The organism is Orlajensenia leifsoniae, assembly GCF_004570845.1.
In the GTDB taxonomy this organism is placed as follows: domain Bacteria; phylum Actinomycetota; class Actinomycetes; order Actinomycetales; family Microbacteriaceae; genus Orlajensenia; species Orlajensenia leifsoniae.
This window is the reverse complement of sequence record NZ_SPQZ01000004.1, coordinates 150,377-171,853: the sequence shown is the minus strand read 5'-3', so window position 1 is coordinate 171,853 and position 21,477 is coordinate 150,377. Positions and strand designations below refer to the sequence as shown.

At 68.4% G+C, this 21,477-nt stretch carries 17 protein-coding genes; 2 read left to right on the top strand and 15 right to left on the bottom strand.

Annotation, left to right across the window (positions count from 1 at the left end; translation table 11 throughout):
* Positions 1 to 32: 32 nt before the first annotated feature.
* The 14 genes from araA to E4M00_RS11685 form a co-directional block, all read right to left on the bottom strand.
* Positions 33 to 1,547, bottom strand: a complete 1,515-nt coding sequence (araA, locus tag E4M00_RS11750) for an L-arabinose isomerase (RefSeq protein WP_135120710.1) — start codon at positions 1,545 to 1,547, stop codon at positions 33 to 35.
* Positions 1,548 to 1,603: 56 nt separating this feature from the next.
* The gene (locus E4M00_RS11745) at positions 1,604 to 3,250 is read right to left on the bottom strand and encodes a xylulokinase (RefSeq protein ID WP_135120709.1); all 1,647 of its coding nucleotides are present in this window, start codon (positions 3,248 to 3,250) and stop codon (positions 1,604 to 1,606) included.
* Positions 3,247 to 3,960 carry an L-ribulose-5-phosphate 4-epimerase gene (locus E4M00_RS11740; RefSeq protein WP_135120989.1) on the bottom strand — a complete coding sequence of 238 codons (714 nt, stop codon included), beginning with the start codon at positions 3,958 to 3,960 and terminating at the stop codon, positions 3,247 to 3,249. The genes E4M00_RS11745 and E4M00_RS11740 overlap by 4 nt, the downstream gene beginning before the upstream one ends.
* Before the next feature lie 386 nt (positions 3,961 to 4,346).
* Positions 4,347 to 5,465, bottom strand: coding sequence for a substrate-binding domain-containing protein (locus E4M00_RS11735; RefSeq protein WP_135120708.1), 1,119 nt, complete (start codon positions 5,463 to 5,465; stop codon positions 4,347 to 4,349).
* A gap of 68 nt (positions 5,466 to 5,533) precedes the next feature.
* Positions 5,534 to 6,874, bottom strand: a complete 1,341-nt coding sequence (gene mmsB / locus E4M00_RS11730) for a multiple monosaccharide ABC transporter permease (protein WP_055824750.1) — start codon at positions 6,872 to 6,874, stop codon at positions 5,534 to 5,536.
* The gene (mmsA, locus tag E4M00_RS11725; RefSeq protein ID WP_135120707.1) at positions 6,874 to 8,424 is read right to left on the bottom strand and encodes a multiple monosaccharide ABC transporter ATP-binding protein; all 1,551 of its coding nucleotides are present in this window, start codon (positions 8,422 to 8,424) and stop codon (positions 6,874 to 6,876) included. The genes mmsB and mmsA overlap by 1 nt, the downstream gene beginning before the upstream one ends.
* Before the next feature lie 255 nt (positions 8,425 to 8,679).
* Positions 8,680 to 9,714: a LacI family DNA-binding transcriptional regulator gene (locus tag E4M00_RS11720; protein WP_056168869.1), complete on the bottom strand. Its 1,035-nt coding sequence runs from the start codon at positions 9,712 to 9,714 to the stop codon at positions 8,680 to 8,682.
* 168 nt (positions 9,715 to 9,882) lie between these two features.
* Positions 9,883 to 11,328, bottom strand: coding sequence for an MFS transporter (locus tag E4M00_RS11715; protein ID WP_167756881.1), 1,446 nt, complete (start codon positions 11,326 to 11,328; stop codon positions 9,883 to 9,885).
* Positions 11,329 to 11,498: 170 nt separating this feature from the next.
* Complete coding sequence (locus E4M00_RS11710; RefSeq protein WP_135120705.1) at positions 11,499 to 12,335, bottom strand: aldo/keto reductase; 837 nt, start codon at positions 12,333 to 12,335, stop codon at positions 11,499 to 11,501.
* Positions 12,336 to 12,405: 70 nt separating this feature from the next.
* Positions 12,406 to 13,329 (bottom strand): cyclase family protein, encoded by a 924-nt coding sequence (locus E4M00_RS11705; RefSeq protein ID WP_135120704.1) that lies wholly within the window; start codon positions 13,327 to 13,329, stop codon positions 12,406 to 12,408.
* Between the two features lie 9 nt (positions 13,330 to 13,338).
* Positions 13,339 to 14,643, bottom strand: a complete 1,305-nt coding sequence (locus tag E4M00_RS11700; RefSeq protein WP_240037062.1) for an APC family permease — start codon at positions 14,641 to 14,643, stop codon at positions 13,339 to 13,341.
* Positions 14,644 to 14,734: 91 nt separating this feature from the next.
* Positions 14,735 to 15,133 (bottom strand): nuclear transport factor 2 family protein, encoded by a 399-nt coding sequence (locus E4M00_RS11695; protein ID WP_135120703.1) that lies wholly within the window; start codon positions 15,131 to 15,133, stop codon positions 14,735 to 14,737.
* 67 nt (positions 15,134 to 15,200) lie between these two features.
* The gene (locus E4M00_RS11690; protein WP_135120702.1) at positions 15,201 to 16,367 is read right to left on the bottom strand and encodes a cystathionine gamma-synthase; all 1,167 of its coding nucleotides are present in this window, start codon (positions 16,365 to 16,367) and stop codon (positions 15,201 to 15,203) included.
* Between the two features lie 9 nt (positions 16,368 to 16,376).
* Positions 16,377 to 17,738, bottom strand: coding sequence for a cystathionine beta-synthase (locus E4M00_RS11685; RefSeq protein ID WP_135120701.1), 1,362 nt, complete (start codon positions 17,736 to 17,738; stop codon positions 16,377 to 16,379).
* A gap of 334 nt (positions 17,739 to 18,072) precedes the next feature.
* On the opposite strand from E4M00_RS11685, the gene E4M00_RS11680 reads away from it, so the two are divergent.
* Both E4M00_RS11680 and E4M00_RS11675 read left to right on the top strand, forming a co-directional pair.
* On the top strand, positions 18,073 to 18,783 hold the full coding sequence (locus E4M00_RS11680; protein ID WP_240037060.1) for a thioredoxin-like domain-containing protein: 711 nt from the start codon (positions 18,073 to 18,075) through the stop codon (positions 18,781 to 18,783).
* Positions 18,764 to 19,528: a DUF305 domain-containing protein gene (locus E4M00_RS11675; RefSeq protein ID WP_135120699.1), complete on the top strand. Its 765-nt coding sequence runs from the start codon at positions 18,764 to 18,766 to the stop codon at positions 19,526 to 19,528. Before E4M00_RS11680 ends, E4M00_RS11675 begins: the two co-directional genes overlap by 20 nt.
* 15 nt (positions 19,529 to 19,543) lie before the next feature.
* Here E4M00_RS11675 and E4M00_RS11670 read toward each other — a convergent pair whose 3' ends face one another.
* Positions 19,544 to 21,466: an ABC transporter ATP-binding protein gene (locus tag E4M00_RS11670; protein WP_135120987.1), complete on the bottom strand. Its 1,923-nt coding sequence runs from the start codon at positions 21,464 to 21,466 to the stop codon at positions 19,544 to 19,546.
* Between the last annotated feature and the right edge of the window lie 11 nt (positions 21,467 to 21,477).

The window sequence follows — 21,477 nt, the reverse complement described above, 5'->3', positions numbered from 1 at the left end:
TTGTGTGGTGCTGTTGGTGCTGGGTGTTGCGTTTACAGGCCTTGCGCCAGGCGGTAGTACGCCTGGTTCCAGCGCACCTCCCGCGCGAAGTCGCGCTGGGTGGTGGTCTCATCGATCACGAGAAGCTCGGTGCGAGCGATCTCGGCGAAATCTCGGAACACGTCGACGCTCACGGCGGTCGACATGACTGTATGGTGCGCGGCGCCGGCGGTGAGCCAGCAGGCGGCGCTCGTGGCGAAGTCGGGAGCCGGCTTCCAGACGGCACGGCCGACGGGCAGCTTGGGCAGCTCGGGAGCCGACACGTTCTCGACCACGTTCGCCGTGAGGCGGAAGCGGTCGCGCATGTCGGAGAGCGCGACGACGACAGCGGGACCGGGGTCGGCCGTGAAGACCAGGCGCACGGGGTCGTCCTTGCCGCCGATGCCGAGCGGGTGGATCTCCAACGTGGGCTTCGACGTCGTGAGCGACGGCGACACCTCGAGCATGTGGGCGCCGAGGATGCGCTCGTTGCCGGGAACGAGGTCGTAGGTGTAGTCCTCCATGAGGCTCGCGCCTCCGGGAAGGCCTGAGCCCATCACGTTGGCGACGCGCACCAGGATGGCGGTCTTCCAGTCACCCTCGGCACCGAAGCCGTAGCCCTCGGCCATCAGGCGCTGCACGGCGAGGCCGGGCAGCTGGGTGAGTGCGCCCAGGTCCTCGAAGCTCGTCGTGAAGGCACCGAAGCCGCCCTCCTCGAGGAACGAGCGCAGCCCGATCTCGATCGCGGCACCGTCGCGCAGGCTCTGGTGGCGGTCGCCGTCGGCACGCAGCTCGGGAACGACGTCGTACAGCTCCTCGTACTCGGCCACGAGGGCGTCGATGTCGGCCTCGGATGCAGCGGCCACGGCATCCGCCAGCTCGTTGACTCCCCAGGTGTTGACCTGAACGCCGAAGCGAAGCTCGGCCTCGGTCTTGTCGCCCTCGGTCACCGCGACGTAGCGCATGTTGTCGCCGAAGCGGGCGAGCTTGAGGGTGCGGGATGCCGCCCAGCCGGCCGCCGCGCGCTGCCAGGTCTCGACCTGCTGCTGCACGGCCGGGTTCGAGACGTGGCCGACAACGGTCTTGCGGGCGATGCCGAGGCGGGTCTGGATGTAGCCGAACTCGCGGTCGCCGTGAGCGGCCTGGTTGAGGTTCATGAAGTCGAAGTCGATCTCGCCCCACGGCAGCTCGACGTTGGCCTGCGTGTGCAGGTGCAGCAGCGGCTTCTGCAGCGCGTCGAGGCCGGCGATCCACATCTTGGCCGGGCTGAACGTGTGCATCCAGGCGATGACGCCGATCACGTTGTCGGCGGCGTTCACCTCGAGGGCGGTGCGACGGATGGCGTCGGAGTCGGTGAGCACGGGCTTCCAGACGACCTTGACCGGAACGCCGCCACCGAGCTCGTCGGAGATGGCGCGCGACTGCTCGGCCACCTGACGCAGGGTCTCCTCGCCGTAGAGGCCCTGGCTTCCGGTGAGGAACCAGACCTCGTAGTGCTCGAGCGAGGTGGTGAGGGCGGTGCGGGTCATGTGCTGGTCTCCAGGTACTGGGGTCGGTGTCGGTTGTCTGTGTGTCGGTCGCTCGGTCAGAGCGCCAGCACGGCGGCGGCCTCGGCGGCGAGGCCGGCCCGATAGCGGTCGAGGAAGGTGGCGAAGCCGGCGACGTCTTCTGCGACGGGCGCAACGGTGTCGAACCCGGCGTCGGCGAAGACGCGCTCGTTCAGGTAGGTCCCGAGGTCGGTTCCCGAATCGGTTCCGGATGCCGCTCCGGATGCCGCATCCGACGTCGCCCGCAGGTACGACGCGAGCACCGCGATGCCCCACGCTCCGCCTTCGCTTGCGGTCTCACCGACGGCGACAGGGGCGTCGAGCGCACCGGCGAGCAGGCGCTGGGCGACGCCCGCGGTGCGGAAGATGCCCCCGTGGGCGAACATGCGGTCGAGCGAGACGCCCTCGTCGGCAAGCACGCGCATGCCGAGGCTGAGGGTGCCGTAGACGCCGTACACCTGGGCGCGCATGAAGTTCGCGAGGGTGAGCCTGCTGTCGGGCGTGCGCACGACGAGCGGGCGTCCCTCGGTGAGGCCCGCGATCGGCTCTCCGGCGAGGTGGTTGTAGGCGATGATGCCGCCGGCATCCGCCTCCCCCTCGAGGGCTTCCCGCAGCAGGACGCCGAACGCGGCATCGGTGTCGACCGGGGAACCGGATGCCGCAGCGAAGCGCGAGAACACGCTCACCCACGCCGCCAGCTCGCTGGCGCCGTTGTTGCAGTGCACCATGGCGACGGGGTCGCCGGCCGGCGTGGTGACGAGGTCGAGCTCGTGGTGCACCTGTGCGAGCGGGGCCTCGAGCACGACCATGGCGAAGATGCTGGTTCCGGCGCTGACGTTGCCCGTGCGCGGTGCGACCGAGTTGGTGGCGACCATGCCGGTGCCGGCGTCGCCCTCGGGCGGGCAGAGCAGGGCGCCGGGCTGCAGCGCACCCGTTGGGTCGAGGAGCGTGGCGCCCTCGACGGTCAGGGTGCCGGCAGCCTCCCCGGCGACGAGCACCTCGGGCAGCAGCTCGGCGACACGGAGCTGGGGAGCGCGGTCGGCGACGAGGCCGTCGTAGATCGTGATGAGGCCGGCGTCGTAGTCGTGCGTGGACGAGTCGATCGGGAACATGCCCGACGCGTCGCCGACGCCGATGACCTTGCGGCCGGTGAGCTTCCAGTGCACGTAGCCGGCGAGGGTCGTGAAGAAGGCGACGTCGGAGACGTGGGCCTCGTCATCGAGCACGGCCTGGTGCAGGTGGGCGATCGACCAGCGCAGCGGGATGTTCACGCCGAAGCTCTCGCTGAGCTCGGCCGCGGCCGGACCCGTGGAGGTGTTGCGCCAGGTGCGGAACGGCACCAGCAGCTCGTCGGCGGCGTCGAAGGCCAGGTAGCCGTGCATCATCGCCGAGACGCCGATGGCGCCGAATGTGGTGGGCTCCACGCCGTGGTCCCGGCTCACCTGGGCGACGAGGTCGCCGTAGGCCGCCTGCACGCCGGACCAGACGGCGTCGAGCGAGTACGTCCAGACGCGGTCGACGAACTGGTTCTCCCACTCGTGGCTGCCCACGGCGAGCACATCACCGGGGTTCTCGCCGATGAGGCAGGCCTTGATGCGCGTCGAGCCGAACTCGATGCCGAGCGACGTGCGTCCCTCGAGGATGGCCGTGCGAGCGGCATCCGTGGTGCTGGTGGAATCGCTCATCGGCGTGCATCCCCCGACTGCCCGTACACGTTCTGGTAGCGATCGAAGAGGCTGTCGATGGCCTGCTGCGGGATCGGGACGAGCGGTCCGGCCTCGCGGGCGTAGTGCACCGTGCGGGCGACGTCCTCGACCATGACCGCGGCCTTGACGGCGTCCTTCGCGTCCTTGCCGATCGTGAACGGACCGTGATTGGCCATGAGCACGGCGCGCGAGCGGTGACCGGAGAGGGTCTCGACGATGCCGCGGCCGATCGAGTCGTCGCCGATGATCGCGAACGGGCCGACGGGGATGGGCCCGCCGAACTCGTCGGCCATCGCCGTGATCACGCAGGGGATCTCCTCGTTGCGTGCGGCCCACGCCACCGCGAACGTGGAGTGGGTGTGCACGACGCCACCGACCTCGGGCATGTGGCGATAGACGTAGGCGTGGGCGGCGGTGTCGCTCGACGGGCTGCGATCGGAGCCTGCGGTACCGGCGATGACTGTGCCGTCGAGGTCGCAGAGGATCATGTTGTCCGGAGCGAGGTCGTCGTAGGAGACACCCGACGGCTTGATGACGAAGAGGTCGGCTCCGGGAACGCGACCTGAGACGTTTCCGCCGGTCCAGACGATGAGGCCGTAGCGGGTGAGCTCGGAGTGCAGTGCTGCGACGTCGGCACGCACCTGCTGGATGGCGGCTTCAATCTCGGCGGTGAAGACGGAGCGCTTGATGCTCTCCTGGCCGGATGCTGATACCACCGTCGCAACTCCTTCGTCGTGATGCACACCGACGCACCACGGGACGGCGGCGTCGGAGTCTGCCGCGTCGTTAGCGCTAACAGCCTTCGTCTATGTTAGCGCTAACGAACGGTCGGAATGCAAGCGGATCAGGTCTCGATTCATACGCCGTGACCAAGCTGTGACCTGGGCGCGCATTAAGAGGGGTACGCGATGCGCCGAGGTGCCCATTTCCTCCGGTGCTGCGGGGCCCGCACTGGCGGAAGTGGGCAATTCGCGGCATCCGTCGGCGAGACGAACTCGCGGCATCCGTCGGCGAGACGCCAGACGGCCCCCGCTCCCGAAGGAGCGAGGGCCGTCTGTGACGAAGCGAATGCTGCTTAGGAAGCGGCGTTCACGATGTCGAGGAGGTTCGGGTTGTTCTTGTACGCCTCGGCTGCGTTGTCCTTGGTCACGATGACCGGGGCAAGCAGGTAAGCGGGAACGACCTTCTCGCCGTTGTCGTACTGCTCGGTGTCGTTGACCTCAGCCTCGTCGCCCTTCTGGAGCTCGCCGATCATCTTGATCGTCTGCTCCACCAGGAGGGTGGTGTCCTTGTTGATGGTGGAGTACTGCTCTCCGGCCATGATCGACTTGACCGACTCGACCTCGGAGTCCTGACCGGTGACGGTGACCTTCGAGATGTCCTTGCCGGCCTGCTTGGTCGACGTGATGATGGCGCGAGCCAGCGTGTCGTTCGGGGACAGGACACCGTCGATGGCGTCGCTCGAGTAGTTCGAGGTCAGCAGCGAGTCCATGCGGCTCTGGGCGTTCTCAGCCTTCCAGCCCTGGGTCGCGGTCTGGGCGACCTCGGTCTGGCCCGACTTGACGACGAGGGTTCCGTCGTCGATCTTCGGCTGGAGCACGTCCATCGCACCGTTGAAGAACACAGCGGCGTTGGCGTCATCGGGCGAGCCCGAGAACAGCTCGATGTTCCACGGGGCAGCGTGGCCCGAGCGCTTCTCGAGACCCTCGAGGAGAGCCTGGCCCTGGAGCTGGCCAACCTTGAAGTTGTCGAAGGCGACGTAGTAGTCGACGTTCGGCGTGTTCTCGATGAGGCGGTCGTACGCGATGATCTTGACGCCGGCGTCGGCAGCCTGCTGCAGCTGAGTTCCGAGCTGCTTGCCGTCCTTCGCACCGATGACGATGACCTTCGCGCCGTTGGTGACCATGGCCGAGATCTGGTTCTGCTGCTCAGCGACGGTGTTGCTGGCGGGTGCGTACTGCACGTCGCCCTTGAAGCCGGCGTCCTTCAGGCCGTCCTCGAACAGGCTTCCGGCGAGAACCCAGTTCTCGGAGGTCTTGTCGGGGAGTGCGACACCGATGGTGGAGTCTGCAGCGAAGCCCTTTGCGGCCTCACTGGACCCGCCGGTGCTTGCGCCGCGGTCGGACGAGCAGCCCGTCAGCGCGAGGGCAGCCGCGGCTGCAACCGCGACTGTTGCCAAAGCGATCTTCTTCATTGATTTCACTTTCTCTTGGTGGTGGTGGTGAGAGGGATGGTGCAGGTCGGGGGACGGATGCCGCGAGCTCAGCTGCGCAGCGACTCGGCCGAGGCGTTGTCGTTCGTCGGCAGCACAGTGCCTGACGACTCGAGCACGGGCTCATCGGCCGCGGCGCGGGCCTTGCGGCGCTGCGACCAGATGCCGAAGATCGACGGGCGACCCTGGCGCTTGCTCCAGACGTCGACACCCACGGCGATCAGCAGCACGAGGCCCTTGATGATCTGCACGAGGTCGGCGCCCGCACCGATGAGCTGGAGACCGTTGTTGAGGAACGCCATGACCAGACCACCGACGATGGAGCCGATGACGGTACCGATACCGCCCGAGACTGCGGCGCCACCGATGAAGACCGACGCGATCGCGTCGAGCTCCCAGCCGTTGCCGTCCTGCGGGCCGGATGCCGTGGCGCGGGCCACGTAGATCATTCCGGCGAGGGAGGCGAGCACAGACATGTTCATCATGACGAAGAAGTCGACACGGCGGTCCTTGACGCCCGAGAGCGTCGCGGCGAGGCGGTTGCCACCGACGGCGTAGATGTGGCGGCCACCGATGGTGCTGCGGGTGATGAACGAGTAGAGGATGACGAGGGCGACCAGGATGATGCCCGAGATCGGGAAGCTGGTGCCGACGCGACCGGTGGCGAACAGCCAGGCGGCGGCGAGGATCACACCGGCGAGCAGAACGACCTTGACCACCGAGACCCAGACGGGCGACGACGTGGAGCCCATCTTCTTCTGCACGCGGCGGATGTGCCACTCGTTGTAGACGATCCAGGCTGCGCCGAGGATGCCGAGGATCATCGTGCCCGTGCTGAACGGGAACGGACCGAAGTCGGGGATGTAGCCAGCGCCGATGTAGGTGAACTCCGACGGCACCGCGACGCTGGTGGACTGGCCGATGAACTGGTTTCCACCGCGGAAGATGAGCATGCCGGCCAAGGTCACGATGAAGGCGGGAACACCGATGTAGGCGACCCAGAAGCCCTGCCAGGCACCGATGGCGGCACCGACGGCGATGCCGAGCACGATCGCCAGCGGCCAGGGGAGGTTCCAGTCGGCCATGGCCTTCGCCACCACGATGCCCGTGAACGCCGCGACCGAACCGACCGAGAGGTCGATGTGGCCGGCGATGATCACCATGACCATGCCGATCGCGAGGATCAGGATGTAGGAGTACTGGTTGACGACGTTGATGAGGTTCGTCGGCGAGAGAGTCAGGCCGTTCGTCAACACCTGGAACAACAGGATGATGACGATGAGGCTGCCCAGGATGCCGAACTGGCGCAGGTTGGACTGACCGCCACCGAACATCTTCTTGATGTCGGCGAACCCGCCACTCTTCTTCGTCGAGCTGGTTTCGGTGCTCATCAGTTCTGAACTCTCTTCCGTGCGGAGGTCATGCTCTTCATCAGGGTTTCGGGGTTGGCATCCGTCACGGGGATGTCACCGGTGATCTGGCCTTCGAAGACGGTGTAGATGCGGTCGGCGATGCCGAGGAGTTCGGGGAGTTCGCTCGAGATGAGGATCACGCCCTTCCCCTGTGCGGCCAGCGCCTGGATGATCGTGTAGATCTCGTACTTGGCTCCCACGTCGATGCCGCGGGTGGGCTCGTCGAGGATGAGCAGGTCGGGGTCGGTGAACATCCACTTGGCGAGGACGACCTTCTGCTGGTTTCCACCGGAGAGCTTGCCCACCCCCATGTCGACGCTCGGCGCCTTGATGCGCAGCGACTTGCGGTACTCCTCGGCGACCGAGTACTCGCGCATGTCGTCGACGACCTGGCCGCGGGAGATCTTCTTCAGCTTGGCCGAGACGATCGACGCCTTGATGTCGTCGAGCAGGTTGAGGCCGAGCACCTTGCGGTCCTCGCTCACGTAGGCGAGACCGGCATCGATGGCCTGCGACACGTCGCGCAGCTCGATCTCCTCGCCGTCCTTGACGATGGTGCCCGAGACGAAGCTGCCGTAGGAGCGTCCGAAGAGGCTCATGGCCAGCTCGGTGCGTCCGGCGCCCATGAGGCCGGCGAGTCCGACGATCTCACCGCGGCGCACGTAGAGGCTCGAGCCCTTGACGACCAGGCGCTCCGCGACCTGCGGGTGCTGAACGGTCCAGTCCTTGACCTCGAAGAACACATCGCCGATGTTCGGGGTGCGGTCGGGGAAGCGGCTCTCGAGGCTGCGGCCGACCATGCCGCGGATGATGCGGTCCTCGTTGATCTCGCCAGCGGCGATATCGAGGGTCTCGATGGTCTTGCCGTCTCGGATGATCGTGATGGAGTCGGCGACCTGCTCGATCTCGTTGAGCTTGTGGGAGATCATGATCGACGCGATGCCCTTGCCCTTGAGGCCTCGGATGAGGTCGAGCAGGTGCTGCGAGTCGTTCTCGTTCAGTGCGGCCGTCGGCTCGTCGAGGATGAGGAGCTTGACGTCCTTGTTGAGCGCCTTGGCGATCTCGACCAGCTGCTGCTTGCCGACGCCGATGTTCTTGATCTGGCGGTCGGGGTCCTCGTCGAGGCCGACACGGGCGAGGAGCTCGGTGGCCTTCGCCTTCGCCTCGACCCAGTCGATGACGCCGCGGTGGGCCAGCTCGTTGCCGAGGAAGATGTTCTCGGTGATGGAGAGCTCGGGGATGAGCGCCAGCTCCTGGTGGATGATGACGATGCCCGCGTTCTCGCTCGAGCGGATGTCCTTGAACTCCACCTTCTCGCCGCGGAAGACGATCTCACCGGTGTAGGTGCCCGCGGGGTAGACGCCCGAGAGGACCTTCATGAGCGTGGACTTGCCCGCGCCGTTCTCGCCGCAGATGGCGTGAACCTCGGCGGCGTTCACCGTGAGGGAGACCTCCGACAGCGCCTTGACGCCGGGGAACTCCTTGGTGATCGAGCGCATCTCGAGGATGGGGTGCTGCTCAGACGGCATCGCTTGACTGTCCCTTCGAACCGTGGCTGAACGTGGAATCGGCCGCACCCGCATCGCGAGTGTCCGTCACTGTCATGGACAGGGCAACCGCTGGGCGGCTGGTCTGCGGCATGAAGCTCACGGGCTGACTCCGATGTCAAAGGGATGGGTCGGAATTTCCGATGTGACGGTCGTGTGACCGTTCACATCGCGTCTCATAGTGCCTCCACCGCGAACCGGTGTCAAGTTGAGTTCGCGTCACGCTTTCGTAACGGCTCAGTAATGAACGAGGGCGGCGTGCACGGGCCCGCTCGAGCCGCGCACGACGAGGGCAGGCACGATCTCCTCGCTCTGCGACACGGGTTCGCCGCGCAACTCGCCGAGCAGCAACGCCACCGCCCGACGACCCACCTCGCGGAACTCCTGGTGCACCGTCGTGAGCGGCGGAGACACGTGCTGGGCGACGGGGATGTCGTCGAAGCCGACGACGCTCACGTCGTGCGGAACATCGAGACCGGCATCCCGGAACGCGTGCATCAGCCCGATCGCCATGAGGTCGTTGGCCGCGAACACTGCGCTGAAGTCGCGGTAGCGGCTCAGCTCCCGCCCGGCGTAGTACCCGAAGTCCGCGGTCCAGTCGCCGAGGATCGGCGGATGCGTGCGCAGGTCGGCGTCGATGATGGCGTCGAGGAAGCCCCGCATGCGCGCCTCGGCCTCGATCCAGTCCTGCGGACCGGCGAGGTGCACGATCTCGTGGTGACCGAGATCGATGAGGTGCTGGGTGGCCGCGCGAGCTCCCGCGATCTGGTCGACGGCGAGGGCCCGATGGTCGCTCTGCCCCGTCGACTGCAGGCTCACATAGGGAATGTCCATGGCCATGCCGGCGAGGACGTCGAAGACCCGCACCTGCGGCGCCATCACGATCAGGCCCTCGACGTCCTGCAGCACCAGGTGTTTGAGGGCATCGACGATGGCGGCGGGGGTCGACGCCGCCAGGTTCGCGGTGTTCACGAAGTACCCCGCCTCGCGAGCGGCATCCTCGATGGCGGCGATGCTCGACGACGGGCCGTACTCGCCCGTCGTCGCCGACAGCACGCCGATGGTGCGCGACCGGCTGGTGACCAGGGCTCGGGCGGCGCGGTTGGGCCGGTACTTCAGGGCCTCCATGGCATCGAGCACCCGTTGACGCGTCTCGTCACGGATGCTGGGGTGCCCGTTCAGCACTCGGGAGACGGTCTGATGCGAGACGTCCGCAAGGCGCGCGACATCGCGGATCGAGGGCGCTCGCCCCTTCTGCGGCTCTGGCGACATTGACGGACCGTTCGGATGTTCACGTTCACATGGAAAAGCTCAGATCAATTATGCACACGAGCGGCGGATGCGAAAGTTCACGATGTGACAGTCACATCGCGCGGATCGTGTGACAGCACGACAATCGACGCCGAACTTCGGCTGCACCACGCACATATGCCGCGCGGGCTATCGACGGCGAACGCGAGCCCCCAGCAGCAGGGCGGCGAACCCGCAGGCGGCCGCGACGGCGAACGCCGCGGTGAATCCGGCGCTCGACTGGGCGGCCGACGCCTCCTCTGCCGACGTTCCGGCTGCCGTCACGACGGCGAGGGCCGTGGCCGCGAGAGCCGCTGCCGCACCGAGGGCGTCGGCGATGGCGAGGGCCGAACTGTTGGCGCCCTGGTTGCCGACGTCGGAGTACTCGAGGGTCAGGACGGAGAGCCGCGGGTAGCCGAACCCCATGCCGACACCCGCGGCGACCCAGCCGCCGATCGCCAGGAACGGCGACAGGTGCAGCGCGCTGGTCACCCCGACGATCACGATGCCGGCGAACAGTCCGGTCGCGCCCCAGCGCACGACGTCGGCGCTCGCGATGCGGTACCCGGCTCGTCCCTGCAGGTGCGAGCCGAGCGCCCACGCCACGCCGGCACCGGTGAGGGCCAGTCCGGCGAACGCGGCGGTGTAGTCGTACTGCTTCACGAGCAGATAGGGCACGTAGGCCTCGGCTCCGAAGAACGCCGCAGCCATGAGAAGCCGCACGAGCACGACCGAGGGCAGCCCCCACGCCGAGCGCAGGGTTCCCGGCGGCACGAGCGGGATCAGGGCGACGGCTGCCACGACCACGGCGACGACGGCCACGATCCAGCGCAGCGCTCCGTCGAGTTCGGCGGTGAGGGTGAGGGCGAGCACGGCCGCCGCCGCGAGCACGGACCAGCCGAGGCGTACCGGCGTCCAGCGCGGCGCCGTGCCGGCGGCATCCGTCAGCCTGCCGCGGAGGGCGATGCCGACCATGGCGAGGGCGGCGACGACGAGAGCGACGACACCGAGGAAGACCCAGCGCCAGCCGACCGATTCCGCCACGGAACCGGCGATGACCGGACCGATGAGCGAGGGCAGCACCCAGGCCGCGGCGAACGACGCGAAGATGCGCGGATGCCGCTCCTCGGGGTAGACGCGCGCCACGATCACGTAGATGGGCACGGTGATCGCACCGCCGCCGATGCCCTGGATGATGCGCCCGCCGATGAAGACCGGCATCGACGGGGCCAGCCCGGCGATCAGCAGGCCGACGGTCAGCGCGATGACGGCCGCGTAGAGCGGGGCGCGCGGCCCCCTCCTGTCGGCCCAGTCGCCGGCGAGGATCATGCCGATCACCCCGGCGGCGATGGGCGCCGAGAAGGCGAGGGCGTAGGCGTTGGCGCCGTCGAGGTCGGCCGTGACCAGCGGCATGGCCGTCATGATCGCCAGCGACTCGAACGCGCTCAGCACGATGAGCGAGATGAGTCCGACCAGCACCCACGGGGAGGGTGCGGCGGCGATCGGCGTCGTGCCAGCCTCCGGTCGCTGAGGCTCGGGCGGAGTCCGCGGCCGAAGTGCCTCGGCCTCCGCGCTCGATTCGGTGTCGCTGCTCACTCGTTCGATCCTAGGACGCCCGTCGGCGCCGCCGCCGCCGAGAACGGAGTTCGCGCGGGTGCCCGTCGTCGAGAACGGTGTTCGCGCGGGTGACATCCCCCACGCACCCGCGCGAACTACGTTCTCGGGCCACGCATGAGAAGAGACCGGGGCGCCAGCGCCAGCGTGCGCTAGAACTCCTCGTGGGTGGTCGGGTCGGCTCCCCAGAGGCGTCCGCGCTCAAGGGAGGAGATCGCGGCGACCTCGTCGTCACTCAGCTCGAAGTCGAACACGTCGAGGTTCTCGCGCTGGCGGGCGGCATCCGCCGACTTCGGGATGGGAATGGAGCCGAGCTGCAGGTGCCAGCGCAGCACGGCCTGCGTCGGAGTGACGCTGTGGCTGTCGGCGATGGCGACGAGAAGAGGCTCGCGGGTGAGCTCGCTGCGCATCGCGAGGGGGCTCCACGACTCCGTGCGGATCGCATGCCGCTCGTGGAATGCACGCAGGGAGGCCTGCGGGAAGTACGGGTGCAGCTCGACCTGGTTGACGGCCGGGGTCACGCCGGTCTCGCCGATGATGCGATCGAGGTGCTCCTCGGTGAAGTTGCTGACGCCGATGGAGCGCACCTTGCCCTCGTCACGCAACGCGATCATGGCCTTCCAGGTGTCGAGGTACTTGTCGACTCCGGGCAACGGCCAGTGGATCAGGTAGAGGTCGATGACGTCGAGTCGGAGGTTCGTCGACGACTCGGCGAAGCTGCCGAACGTCTCGTCGTAGCCATGGTGACGCCCCGGGATCTTCGAGGTCACGATGATCTCGCTGCGATCGATCCCGGAGACACGGATGCCGTCGCCGACCTCGCGCTCGTTCTCGTAATTGAGCGCCGTGTCGAGCAGGCGATAGCCGCTGCCGATCGCCGCGGCGACGGCCTCGGTGCCCGCTGCGCCGCGGAGTCCGTAGGTGCCCAGCCCGATCACAGGGATCGAGGTCGAGTCGTTCAGGGTGTACGTCGGGATCTCAGTAGCCATGTCTCCATCCTGCGCCTGAGCGAGTGACGGATGCGAGGGGTTGCGTGACATCCTCCGCCCGCTGAGGCCGTCAGCGACCGGGGATCTCGGCGAAGGCCCGCACAGGGAACGTGCCGAAGTCGGCGACCTTCGGCGGCACAGCCGTGAAGCGTGCGCCGCGGGCCGGAACCGCGCCCAGGTTGGTGAGGTGCTCCACGACGTGGATGCCGGCGTCGAGCAGCAGGCTGTGGGCCGGGCGCTCTCCCCCGCTCTCGGTGTCATCGATGTTGAGCGAGTCGATGCCCACGAGCGTGACGCCGGCATCGACGAGGTGGCGCACGCCGGCCTCGGTCAGGAACGGCGAGCCCGTCGCGTAGGCGGGCTGGCCGAAGTGCACGTCCCAGCCCGTGTGAAGCAGCACCGCTGACCCGGCCAGGTCGCGGTCGAAGAACACCGAGGCCGGGATGCCCCGGGTGGCGGCATCCGTTCCCCAGTCGACGTCGTCGAGGTGGAAGACCTCGGCGCGGAGCCCCACGAGCGTCTCGAGTTCGAGGCCGGACAGGTCGGTACCGCCCTCGTAGCGGTGGAACGGGCTGTCGAGGTACGTGCCGGTGTTGCCGATCATCGTGATGACGTCCAGGGCGAACTCGGTACCCGGCGCGTACTTGGCGCGGGAGTCCTCGCGAGTGAGGTGCGGCGTGATCACCGGTGCCGGCAGGCCCGGGTAGGTCACAAGGCCGGCGGAGACCGTGTGGCTGAGGTCGACGACGTGAGCTGAGGTGGAGGCGTGGGCATCCGTTCCCCGCGAGCCCTTGTGCTGTTCCTCCACCACGCTGAGCCCGGTGATGTCGACGCTCTCGACGAGGGCGAGCCCGAGGTGGCGCACGAACAGCTCGGCAAGCTCGGACTCGGTCACCGTGGCCGACGGCAGGTCGAGCCTGAAGTCGCTGACTCGGAGATCGCCTCCGTTGATGAAGGCGACCTCGGCGTTGAAGCGGGCACGGTACTCGGACATGTCAGGTTCTCACTCTCGTTTCGTTCTGCGTTTGATGAGGCCGACGATCACGGCCGCGACGGCAAGCACCGCCGGGATGATGAGGTTGGGCCCCGCGAGCGCGAGCAGGCCGGCCGTCAGAACGGTCGAGACCACGGCCATCCACCAGCCGAGGCTCCAGGTGGCGAGCAGGCGCATGGCGGCGATCATGCCGATGGCGTAGATCGCGGCCATGCTGCTGGTGTGCACGAGGATGAACGGCGTGAGCTCGAATCCGCTCGCCGCCATCAGCGCGTAGTAGACGCTGATGAGGAGTGCGACGACGGAGAGGCTCCGGCGCGGGACTTCGCCGTCCTCCACGCCCCGGGCCAGCCAGCGAGGCAGGTCGCCGTCGCGTCCCAGCGACGCGCCCAGCTTGCTGAAGGCGCCGAGGTAGGCGTTCACGACCCCGGCCACGACGACGGCCGCGATCACGGCGACGAGGAACGGGCCGTAGCCCGGCGCACCGTCGGCGACGAGGTCGACGAGGGGCGTCGCGCTGGTGCCCGCCGCATCTCCGAGCACGGCGACCGTGACGACCTGCAGGGCGAGGTAGGCGGCTCCCACCACGACGACGGCGATCGCCGTGGCGATCGGGATGACCCGGCGCGGGTTGCGGAATTCGCCGGCGATGTGGGTTCCGACCTCCCAGCCGGCGAAGGCCCAGAGGAACAGGCTGATCGCCGTGCCGATGCCGGCGATGCCATGCGGGAGGAAGGGCTGGAAGTTCGCGGCATCCGACTGCGGAGAACTCACCGCGACCACTCCGACCACGACGACCAGGAGCAGGGCCGTGAGCACCAGCTGCAGGGCGCCCGAGACGCGCACACCGAAGAAGTTGATGACGAAGGGCGGCACGAAGATGGCGATGCCCACCCAGGCGACGGCGGCGTGGTCGACTCCGAGCACGGCGACGACGTACTCGGCACCGAGCACACCGACAACCGGGGCGCCGACGCAGACGCCGAAGTAGAACCAGTAGCCGGCCATGCGGGCCCAGACGTCGCCGAGGGCTCGGCGGGCATAGCTGGCGACACCGCCGGGGTCGGGGTAGCGCGAGGCGAGGGCCGCGAAGGTGCCGGCCAGCGGTATCGACAGCAGGAACACCGCGGCCACGGCGATGATCGAGGCCGGTCCGGCGACGGATGCCGCGAGCCCGGGCAGCACCAGGATGCCCGTGCCGAGCACCGCGGCGATGTAGAGCGCCGTGCCGCGAGCGAGGCCGAGAGACCCCTGGTGCACGGTCGGCTCGCCGCTCGGCCCGTTCTCGACGGTTCTGGTCGCGGTGCTGGTCACTCGTCCACTATGCCCGAGCGACCCGTCTCGTCACGCTGGCAGGAACGGCGATGTTCGTCGAAATCCTGCCATTACGTGCGTCGCCCCGGCGTCAGTCCTCGGACGTCGGCAGGGTCGCACCCTTCGGCCCGGATCCGTCAGCCGGAACCTCGACCCACCACTCGGTGAAGCGGCTGGCCCGACCATCGGGCGCGAAGTCGATGATCCAGAGGTTGTGGTACCCCTCGCGTTCGCGGTAGTCGGTGTAGCCCTGGATGACGGCCCGATTCGGGGTGACCGAGACCGGCTCCCAACGGAAGGTGTAGTCCCCCGCCTCGTCGCGCGCGTCGTCCCACCAGGCCAGGATCGCCTCGATGCCGGCCTTCGCCGGTCGGCCGGGCAGCGTGTAGTACTCGGCGTCTTCGGTGAAGAGGGCACGGATGTCGTCGGGCTCGTTCGAGTCCCACGCGCGCAGGTAGGCGTCCATCCAGTCGTTGATCGGTTCGCTCATGCGTACTGTTCTACTCCGTGCGGGCGACATCGCGCATGGGGTTGCGATCCCGGGGGAAGGGTGGGCCTCAGCGAGCGTCGAGTGCCTGCAACACGTCGGCGACCAGGTCGTCGACGTCCTCGATGCCGACCGAGAGGCGCACGACGTTCTCGGGCACCTCGAGCTCGGTGCCCTTCACCGACGCGTGCGTCATGGCCGAGGGGTAGTTCACCAGCGACTCGACGCCGCCCAGCGACTCGGCCAGCTGGAACACCTCGAGCGACTCGGCGAAGCGGCGAGCGGCATCCGCTCCACTTCCGGATGTCGGGCGAACGGCGATGGAGAGCATGCCGCCGAAGCCCGACATCTGGCGCGCGGCCAGCTCGTGGCCGGGGTGCGACGGCAGGCCCGGGTAGTAGACCGCCTCGAGCGCCGGGTGACCGACGAGCGCCTCGGCGATGGCCTGGGCGTTGGCGGAGTGGCGCTCCATGCGCACGTCGAGGGTCTTGATGCCGCGGATGGTGAGGAACGCATCCATCGGCGCCGACACCGCGCCCGCAGCGAACTGCAGGAACTTGACCTTGTCGTGCAGTTCGTCGTCGTTGATGACGAGGCCTCCGCCGATCACGTCGGAGTGGCCGCCGAGGTACTTGGTGGTGGAGTGCACGATCACGTCGGCGCCGAGGGCCATCGGCTGCTGGAGCGCAGGAGACGCGAAGGTGTTGTCGACCACGACGAGGACGCCGGCCACGTGGCCGATCTCGACGAGGGCGGCCACGTCGCTGATCTTCATCAGCGGGTTCGACGGAGTCTCGATCCAGAGGATGCGAGTGGCCTCGGTGGCCACCGCCGCCCGGACGGCATCGAGGTCGGCGAGGTCGACCGGGGTGTTCCGGATGCCCCAGGCTCCGTGCACGCGGTTGATCAGCCGGTAGGTCCCGCCGTAGACGTCGTTGCCCAGCACCACGTGGTCGCCGGGCTGCAGCACCGCGCGCAGCAGGGCGTCTTCGGCGGCGAGGCCCGAAGCGAACGAGAGGCCGTGCTTTCCCCCCTCGAGAGCGGCGAGCAGGGTCTCGAGAGCCGTGCGCGTCGGGTTGCCGGAGCGGGCGTACTCGTAGCCGCCGCGCAGCGAGCCGATGCTCTCCTGCACGAAGGTGGAGGTCTGGTAGATCGGCGGGATGACGGCGCCCGTGGTGGGGTCGAACTCCTGGCCGGCGTGGATGGCGCGGGTGGCGAAGCGGTCTGAGGTGGTCATGGTGTTCTCCTAGGCGCCGAGGTAGCTGAGCAGGTCGGAGCGGGTGACGACTCCGAGCACCTTGCCGCCGTCGGTCACGAGCAGGGCCGGCTGGGTGGCGAAGGCTGCGCGAGCCGCGGCGACGGGCTCGTTCACGCCGATGAGCTGCAGCGGCTCGCCGATCACCGAGGAGACCTTGTCGGTGAGCTTCACCTTGCCGGCGAAGACGAGCTCCATGAGCTCCTCGTCGTGGATGGCACCCGAGACCTCGCCGAGCACGACGGGCGGCTCAGCGTTCAGCACGAGCAGCTGCGAGACGCCGGTCTCGGTCATGCGGTCGATGGCGTCGCGGATGGTGTCGTCGGGATGCGTGAACACGAGCGGCTCGGTGCGCCCGGCCTTCGTGGCCAGCAGGTTGGCGACGGTGTGACCTGTCGGCGCGTTGCTGAACCCGTAGGAGCGCAGCCACTTGTCGTTGAAGATCTTGGCCAGGTAGCCGCGGCCACCATCGGGAAGCAGCACGACGACGACGGCATCCGCCGGGAGGTCCTTCGCGACCTGGAGGGCCGCGACCACGGCCATGCCGCTCGACCCGCCGACGAGGATGCCCTCTTCGAGCGCGAGCCGACGCGTCATGGCGAAGGCCTCCGCATCCGTCACGGCGATGATCTCGTGAGGAACGCTGGGGTCGTAGGCGGTGGGCCAGAAGTCCTCGCCGACGCCCTCGACGAGGTACGGGCGCCCGGTGCCGCCGGAGTAGACGGAGCCCTCGGGGTCGGCGCCGATGATCCGCACGGTGTCGGACTGCTCGCGCAGGAACCGCCCGGTGCCGGTGATCGTGCCACCCGTGCCGACGCCGGCGACGAAGTGCGTCACGAGCCCGTCGGTGTCGCGCCAGATCTCGGGACCCGTGGTCTCGTAGTGGCTGAGCGGGCCGTTGGGGTTGGAGTACTGGTCGGGCTTGAACGCGCCCGGGATCTCGCTGACCAGCCGGTCGGAGACGCTGTAGTACGACTCGGGGTGGTCGGGCGGCACGGAGGTCGGCGTCACGACGACCTCGGCGCCATAGGCGGTGAGCACGTTGCGCTTGTCCTCGCCGACCTTGTCCGGCAGAACGAAGACGCAGCGGTAGCCGCGCTGCTGGGCGACGAGCGCGAGGCCGACCCCGGTGTTGCCGGAAGTCGGCTCCACGATGGTGCCGCCCGTCTTCAGCTTGCCCTCGCGCTCGGCCGCGTCGATGATGCGGGTCGCGATGCGGTCCTTGGCGGAGCCGCCGGGGTTCAGGTACTCGAGCTTCACGAGCACCGTGGCGGCGGTGCCGTCGGTGACCCGGTTGAGCTTGACGAGCGGCGTGTTGCCGACGAGGTCGACGATGGTCTCTGCGTAATGCATCCGTGTTGTCCTAACGGTCGTGCTGCGCGTCAGTGCGCAGGCACAGGGAAATGGTCGCTGGGGTGGTGATCAGCGGCGACAACACGAGCGGGAGATGTTCACGGCTCCACCCTATCCGGTGACGGATGCCGCGCGACGGGCGAATCCGTCGCCTGCGCGGTCGTTTCTTCACGATGCGGTCGAAATCACGGGCGCGCGTCGCAGGACCTGCAGCGCAGGGTGGTCCGGGCTGCAGCTCGGACGGTGAAGGCGCACGCCCCGGTTCGGCTGGGAATGGGCTGTGAGAGGCGTCCGATCGAAGCTGCGGGTGCGCTTGATGCGTTCGTATTGTTCCGTGACCCCCAGCACTCCGCCTGTCCCGCCCGTCCCGCCCGTTCCTCCCGCCGCGAAGGCCGCTGCCAAGCAGAGGTCCATCAAGCAGAAGCGCGCCGACGACCGCGCCGCCAAGCTCGAGGAGTTCCGCCGCAAGGAGGCCAGATCCAAGCGCAACCGCCGCATCGGCATCGCCTCGGCCATCGTGGCAGCCGTCGCCGTCGTGGCCGTCGTCGTCGTCTCGATCGTTCTCACGCCGCAGCCCAAGGAGTACACCGCCGGAGGAACCGGCGCCGAGATCGAGGGCGTTGAGACCTTCGACAACGAGTCGCAGCATGTGGAGGGCGTGGTGGACTACCCGCAGACACCACCGGCCGGCGGATCGCACAACCCCGCGTGGCTCAACTGCGGCGTCTACACCGAGCCCGTGCCGAATGAGAATGCTGTGCACTCGCTCGAGCACGGAGCGATCTGGGTCACCTACGACCCGTCGTTGTCGGATGCCGACCTCAGCGCGCTGAAGGCCGAGCTGCCCAGCAGCTACATCGTGCTCTCGCCCTTCGACGGGCTGCCCAGCCCGGTCGTGCTGAGCGGCTGGAACGTGCAGCTGGCCGTCGACTCGGTCGACGACGAGCGCGTCTCCGCCTTCCTCGAGGAGTACTGGAAGAGCCAGAACGTTCCGGAGCCCGGCGCCCTCTGCACCGGAGCCGTCGATGCCCCGGGCAAGGTCTAGCGCCATCGACGCCGCCTCCAGCGGGGTCGTCGCCGGCGAGGACGACTCGGTCGACGGTTCGGCCGCCGCGGCCCCCGCCGCCGGTCGCGTGGGCCGGGGCGGACGCGTGGCCGTGATCGCCGTCGCCATCGTGGCGATCGTCGTGACGGCGCTGCTCGCGTACTCGTTCGGGCGCATCTCCACCCTCGGCGATCCGACACCGACGGACACCAGCGCCGAGGCCGGCTTCGCCCGCGACATGCAGGCCCACCACGTGCAGGGCGTCGAGATGGCGATGATCGTGCGGGACGCGACGGATGACGCCGACGTGCGCCTGCTCGCCTACGACATCGCGACCACCCAGGGGCAGCAGTCCGGCCAGCTCTACGGCTGGCTGAACGAATGGGGGCTCAGCCAGGCCGGGAGCGAGCCGTCGATGACGTGGATGACCCGGCCCGGAGCATCCGGAACCGACCACGGCCACACGGCCGGCACCGGCACCGACGCGACCCACACCCCCGGCGGCCTTATGCCGGGCATGGCGACGGATGCCCAGCTCACCGAGCTGAAGAGCCTTGAGGGGGTCGAGGCCGAACGCCTGTTCCTCACCCTCATGATCGCCCACCATCGCGGAGCACTCGAGATGGCCGAGTCCCTGCTCGACCGCAGCTCGAACGCCGTGGTGACGACCTTCGCGAACGGCGTCGTCGCCAGCCAGACCGCCGAGATCGAGCTGATGCAGGGGATGCTCGCCGAGAATTCCTGAGGCTGCCGCCGACCCTCAGTCTGCGACGGTCGGTTCCACCGGCGCCGTCACCTGCTGCGAGTAGAGCTCGGCGTACGTGCCTCGAGCGGCGAGCAGCTCGGGGTGGGTGCCGCTCTCGACGATGCGGCCGGCCTCGACCACGAAGATGACGTCGGCGTCGATGACCGTCGAGAGCCTGTGCGCGATCGCGATGGTCGTGCGTCCGCGGGCGGCATCATCGATGGCGGCCTGCACCACGCGCTCCGAGATGGTGTCGAGCGCACTCGTCGCCTCGTCGAGCACGAGGACCTCGGGGTCCTTGAGCAGCACTCGCGCGATCGCGACCCGCTGCTTCTCTCCCCCGGAGAGCCGATACCCGCGCTCGCCGACGACCGTCTCGTACCCGTCGGGGAAGCTCGCGATGGTGGCGTGGATGTTCGCGGCGCGCGCTGCGGCCTCGAGCTCGGCATCCGTCGCCTCGGGCTTGGCGTAGCGCAGGTTCTCGGCGATGGTCGCGTGGAAGAGATAGGTCTCCTGGCTGACGATGCCGATGTGGTCGACGAGGGAGCTCTGCTCGAGTTCGCGCACGTCGACCCCCGAGAAGCGCACCGCTCCCCCACTCACCTCGTAGAGCCGGGGCACCAGGTACGACACCGTGGTCTTGCCGGCGCCGCTCGGCCCGACGAAGGCGGCGAACTGGCCCCGCTCGATGGTGAAGGAGACGTCGTCGAGGGTCGGATGCGCCTCGCCTGCGGCATCCGGGTAGAAGAAGGAGACGTGGTCGAACTCGACCTTCCCGAGCAGGTCGCCCTCGGGCACGGACCGGGCGTCGGGAGCGTCGGTGATCGCCGGCCGCAGGTCGAGGTACTCGAAGATGCGGGCGAAGAGCGCGCCGGAGGTCTGCAGGTCGAGGGCGACGCGCATGAGGCCGATGAGCGGGAACAGCAGACGTGACTGCACCGTGGTGAAGGCGACGATGGTTCCGGCGGTGATCGTCTCGGCCCCGCCGACGGCGAGGTAGCCGGCCAGGAGGTAGACGATGGCCGGAACGCTGGAGAGGAAGATGGTGACCAGGGCGAAGAACCACTGTCCGCTCATGGCCTGCCGCACCTGCAGGCTGATCTGGTTCCTGTTCTCGTCGGAGTATCGGCCGATCTCCGTCTGCTGCCTGGCGAAGGCCTTGGACAGCAGGATGCCCGAGACGCTCAGCGTCTCCTGCGTGATGGCGGTCATCTCGGAGAGCGACTCCTGGGTCTGGCCTGCGATGCGCGCGCGCACCTGCCCGACGCGGCGCTGGGCGATGACCATGAACGGCATCAGCACCACGGCCACGATCGTGAGCCGCCAGTCGAGGATGAGCATGGCGATGAATGCCGAGATGACCGTCACGGTGTTGCCGAGCACGCTCGACACGGTGTTGGTCAGGACGCCGGCGACCCCGCCGACGTCGTTCTGCAGGCGCGACTGGATGACGCCGGTCTTCGTACGCGTGAAGAAGCCGAGCTCCATCGCCTGCAGGTGAGTGAACAGACGCACCCGCAGGGCGCCCATCACCTTGTTGCCGACCGTGGCGGTGAGGTACGCCTGCCAGACGCCGAGCAGAGCACTGACGATGAACACGGCGATCATCGCGGCGACGATGGTGCCGAGCACGGGCAGGTTCGGCCCGCCACTCGGCGGGAACAGGCCGTCGTCGAAGGCTCGCTGGGTGAGCAGCGGCGGGATGACGGACAGGCCGGCCGTGACGATGACCAGCACGACCGTGAGCGTGAGAGCCGCACGGTGCGGGGCGAACAGGTCCATGATCCGTCGCCCGAGGTGCGGGATGCGGGGCGCATCGGCGTTGGCCGCCTTCTGCGCCTGGATGTCGACCGGACCGTGCCGCGGCGCGCTGCTGGCCGTTCCGCCGCCCTCACCGAGAGTGGCACGCTTCGGGCCGCCTCTCATCCCGCTGCCCATGCTCATGGATT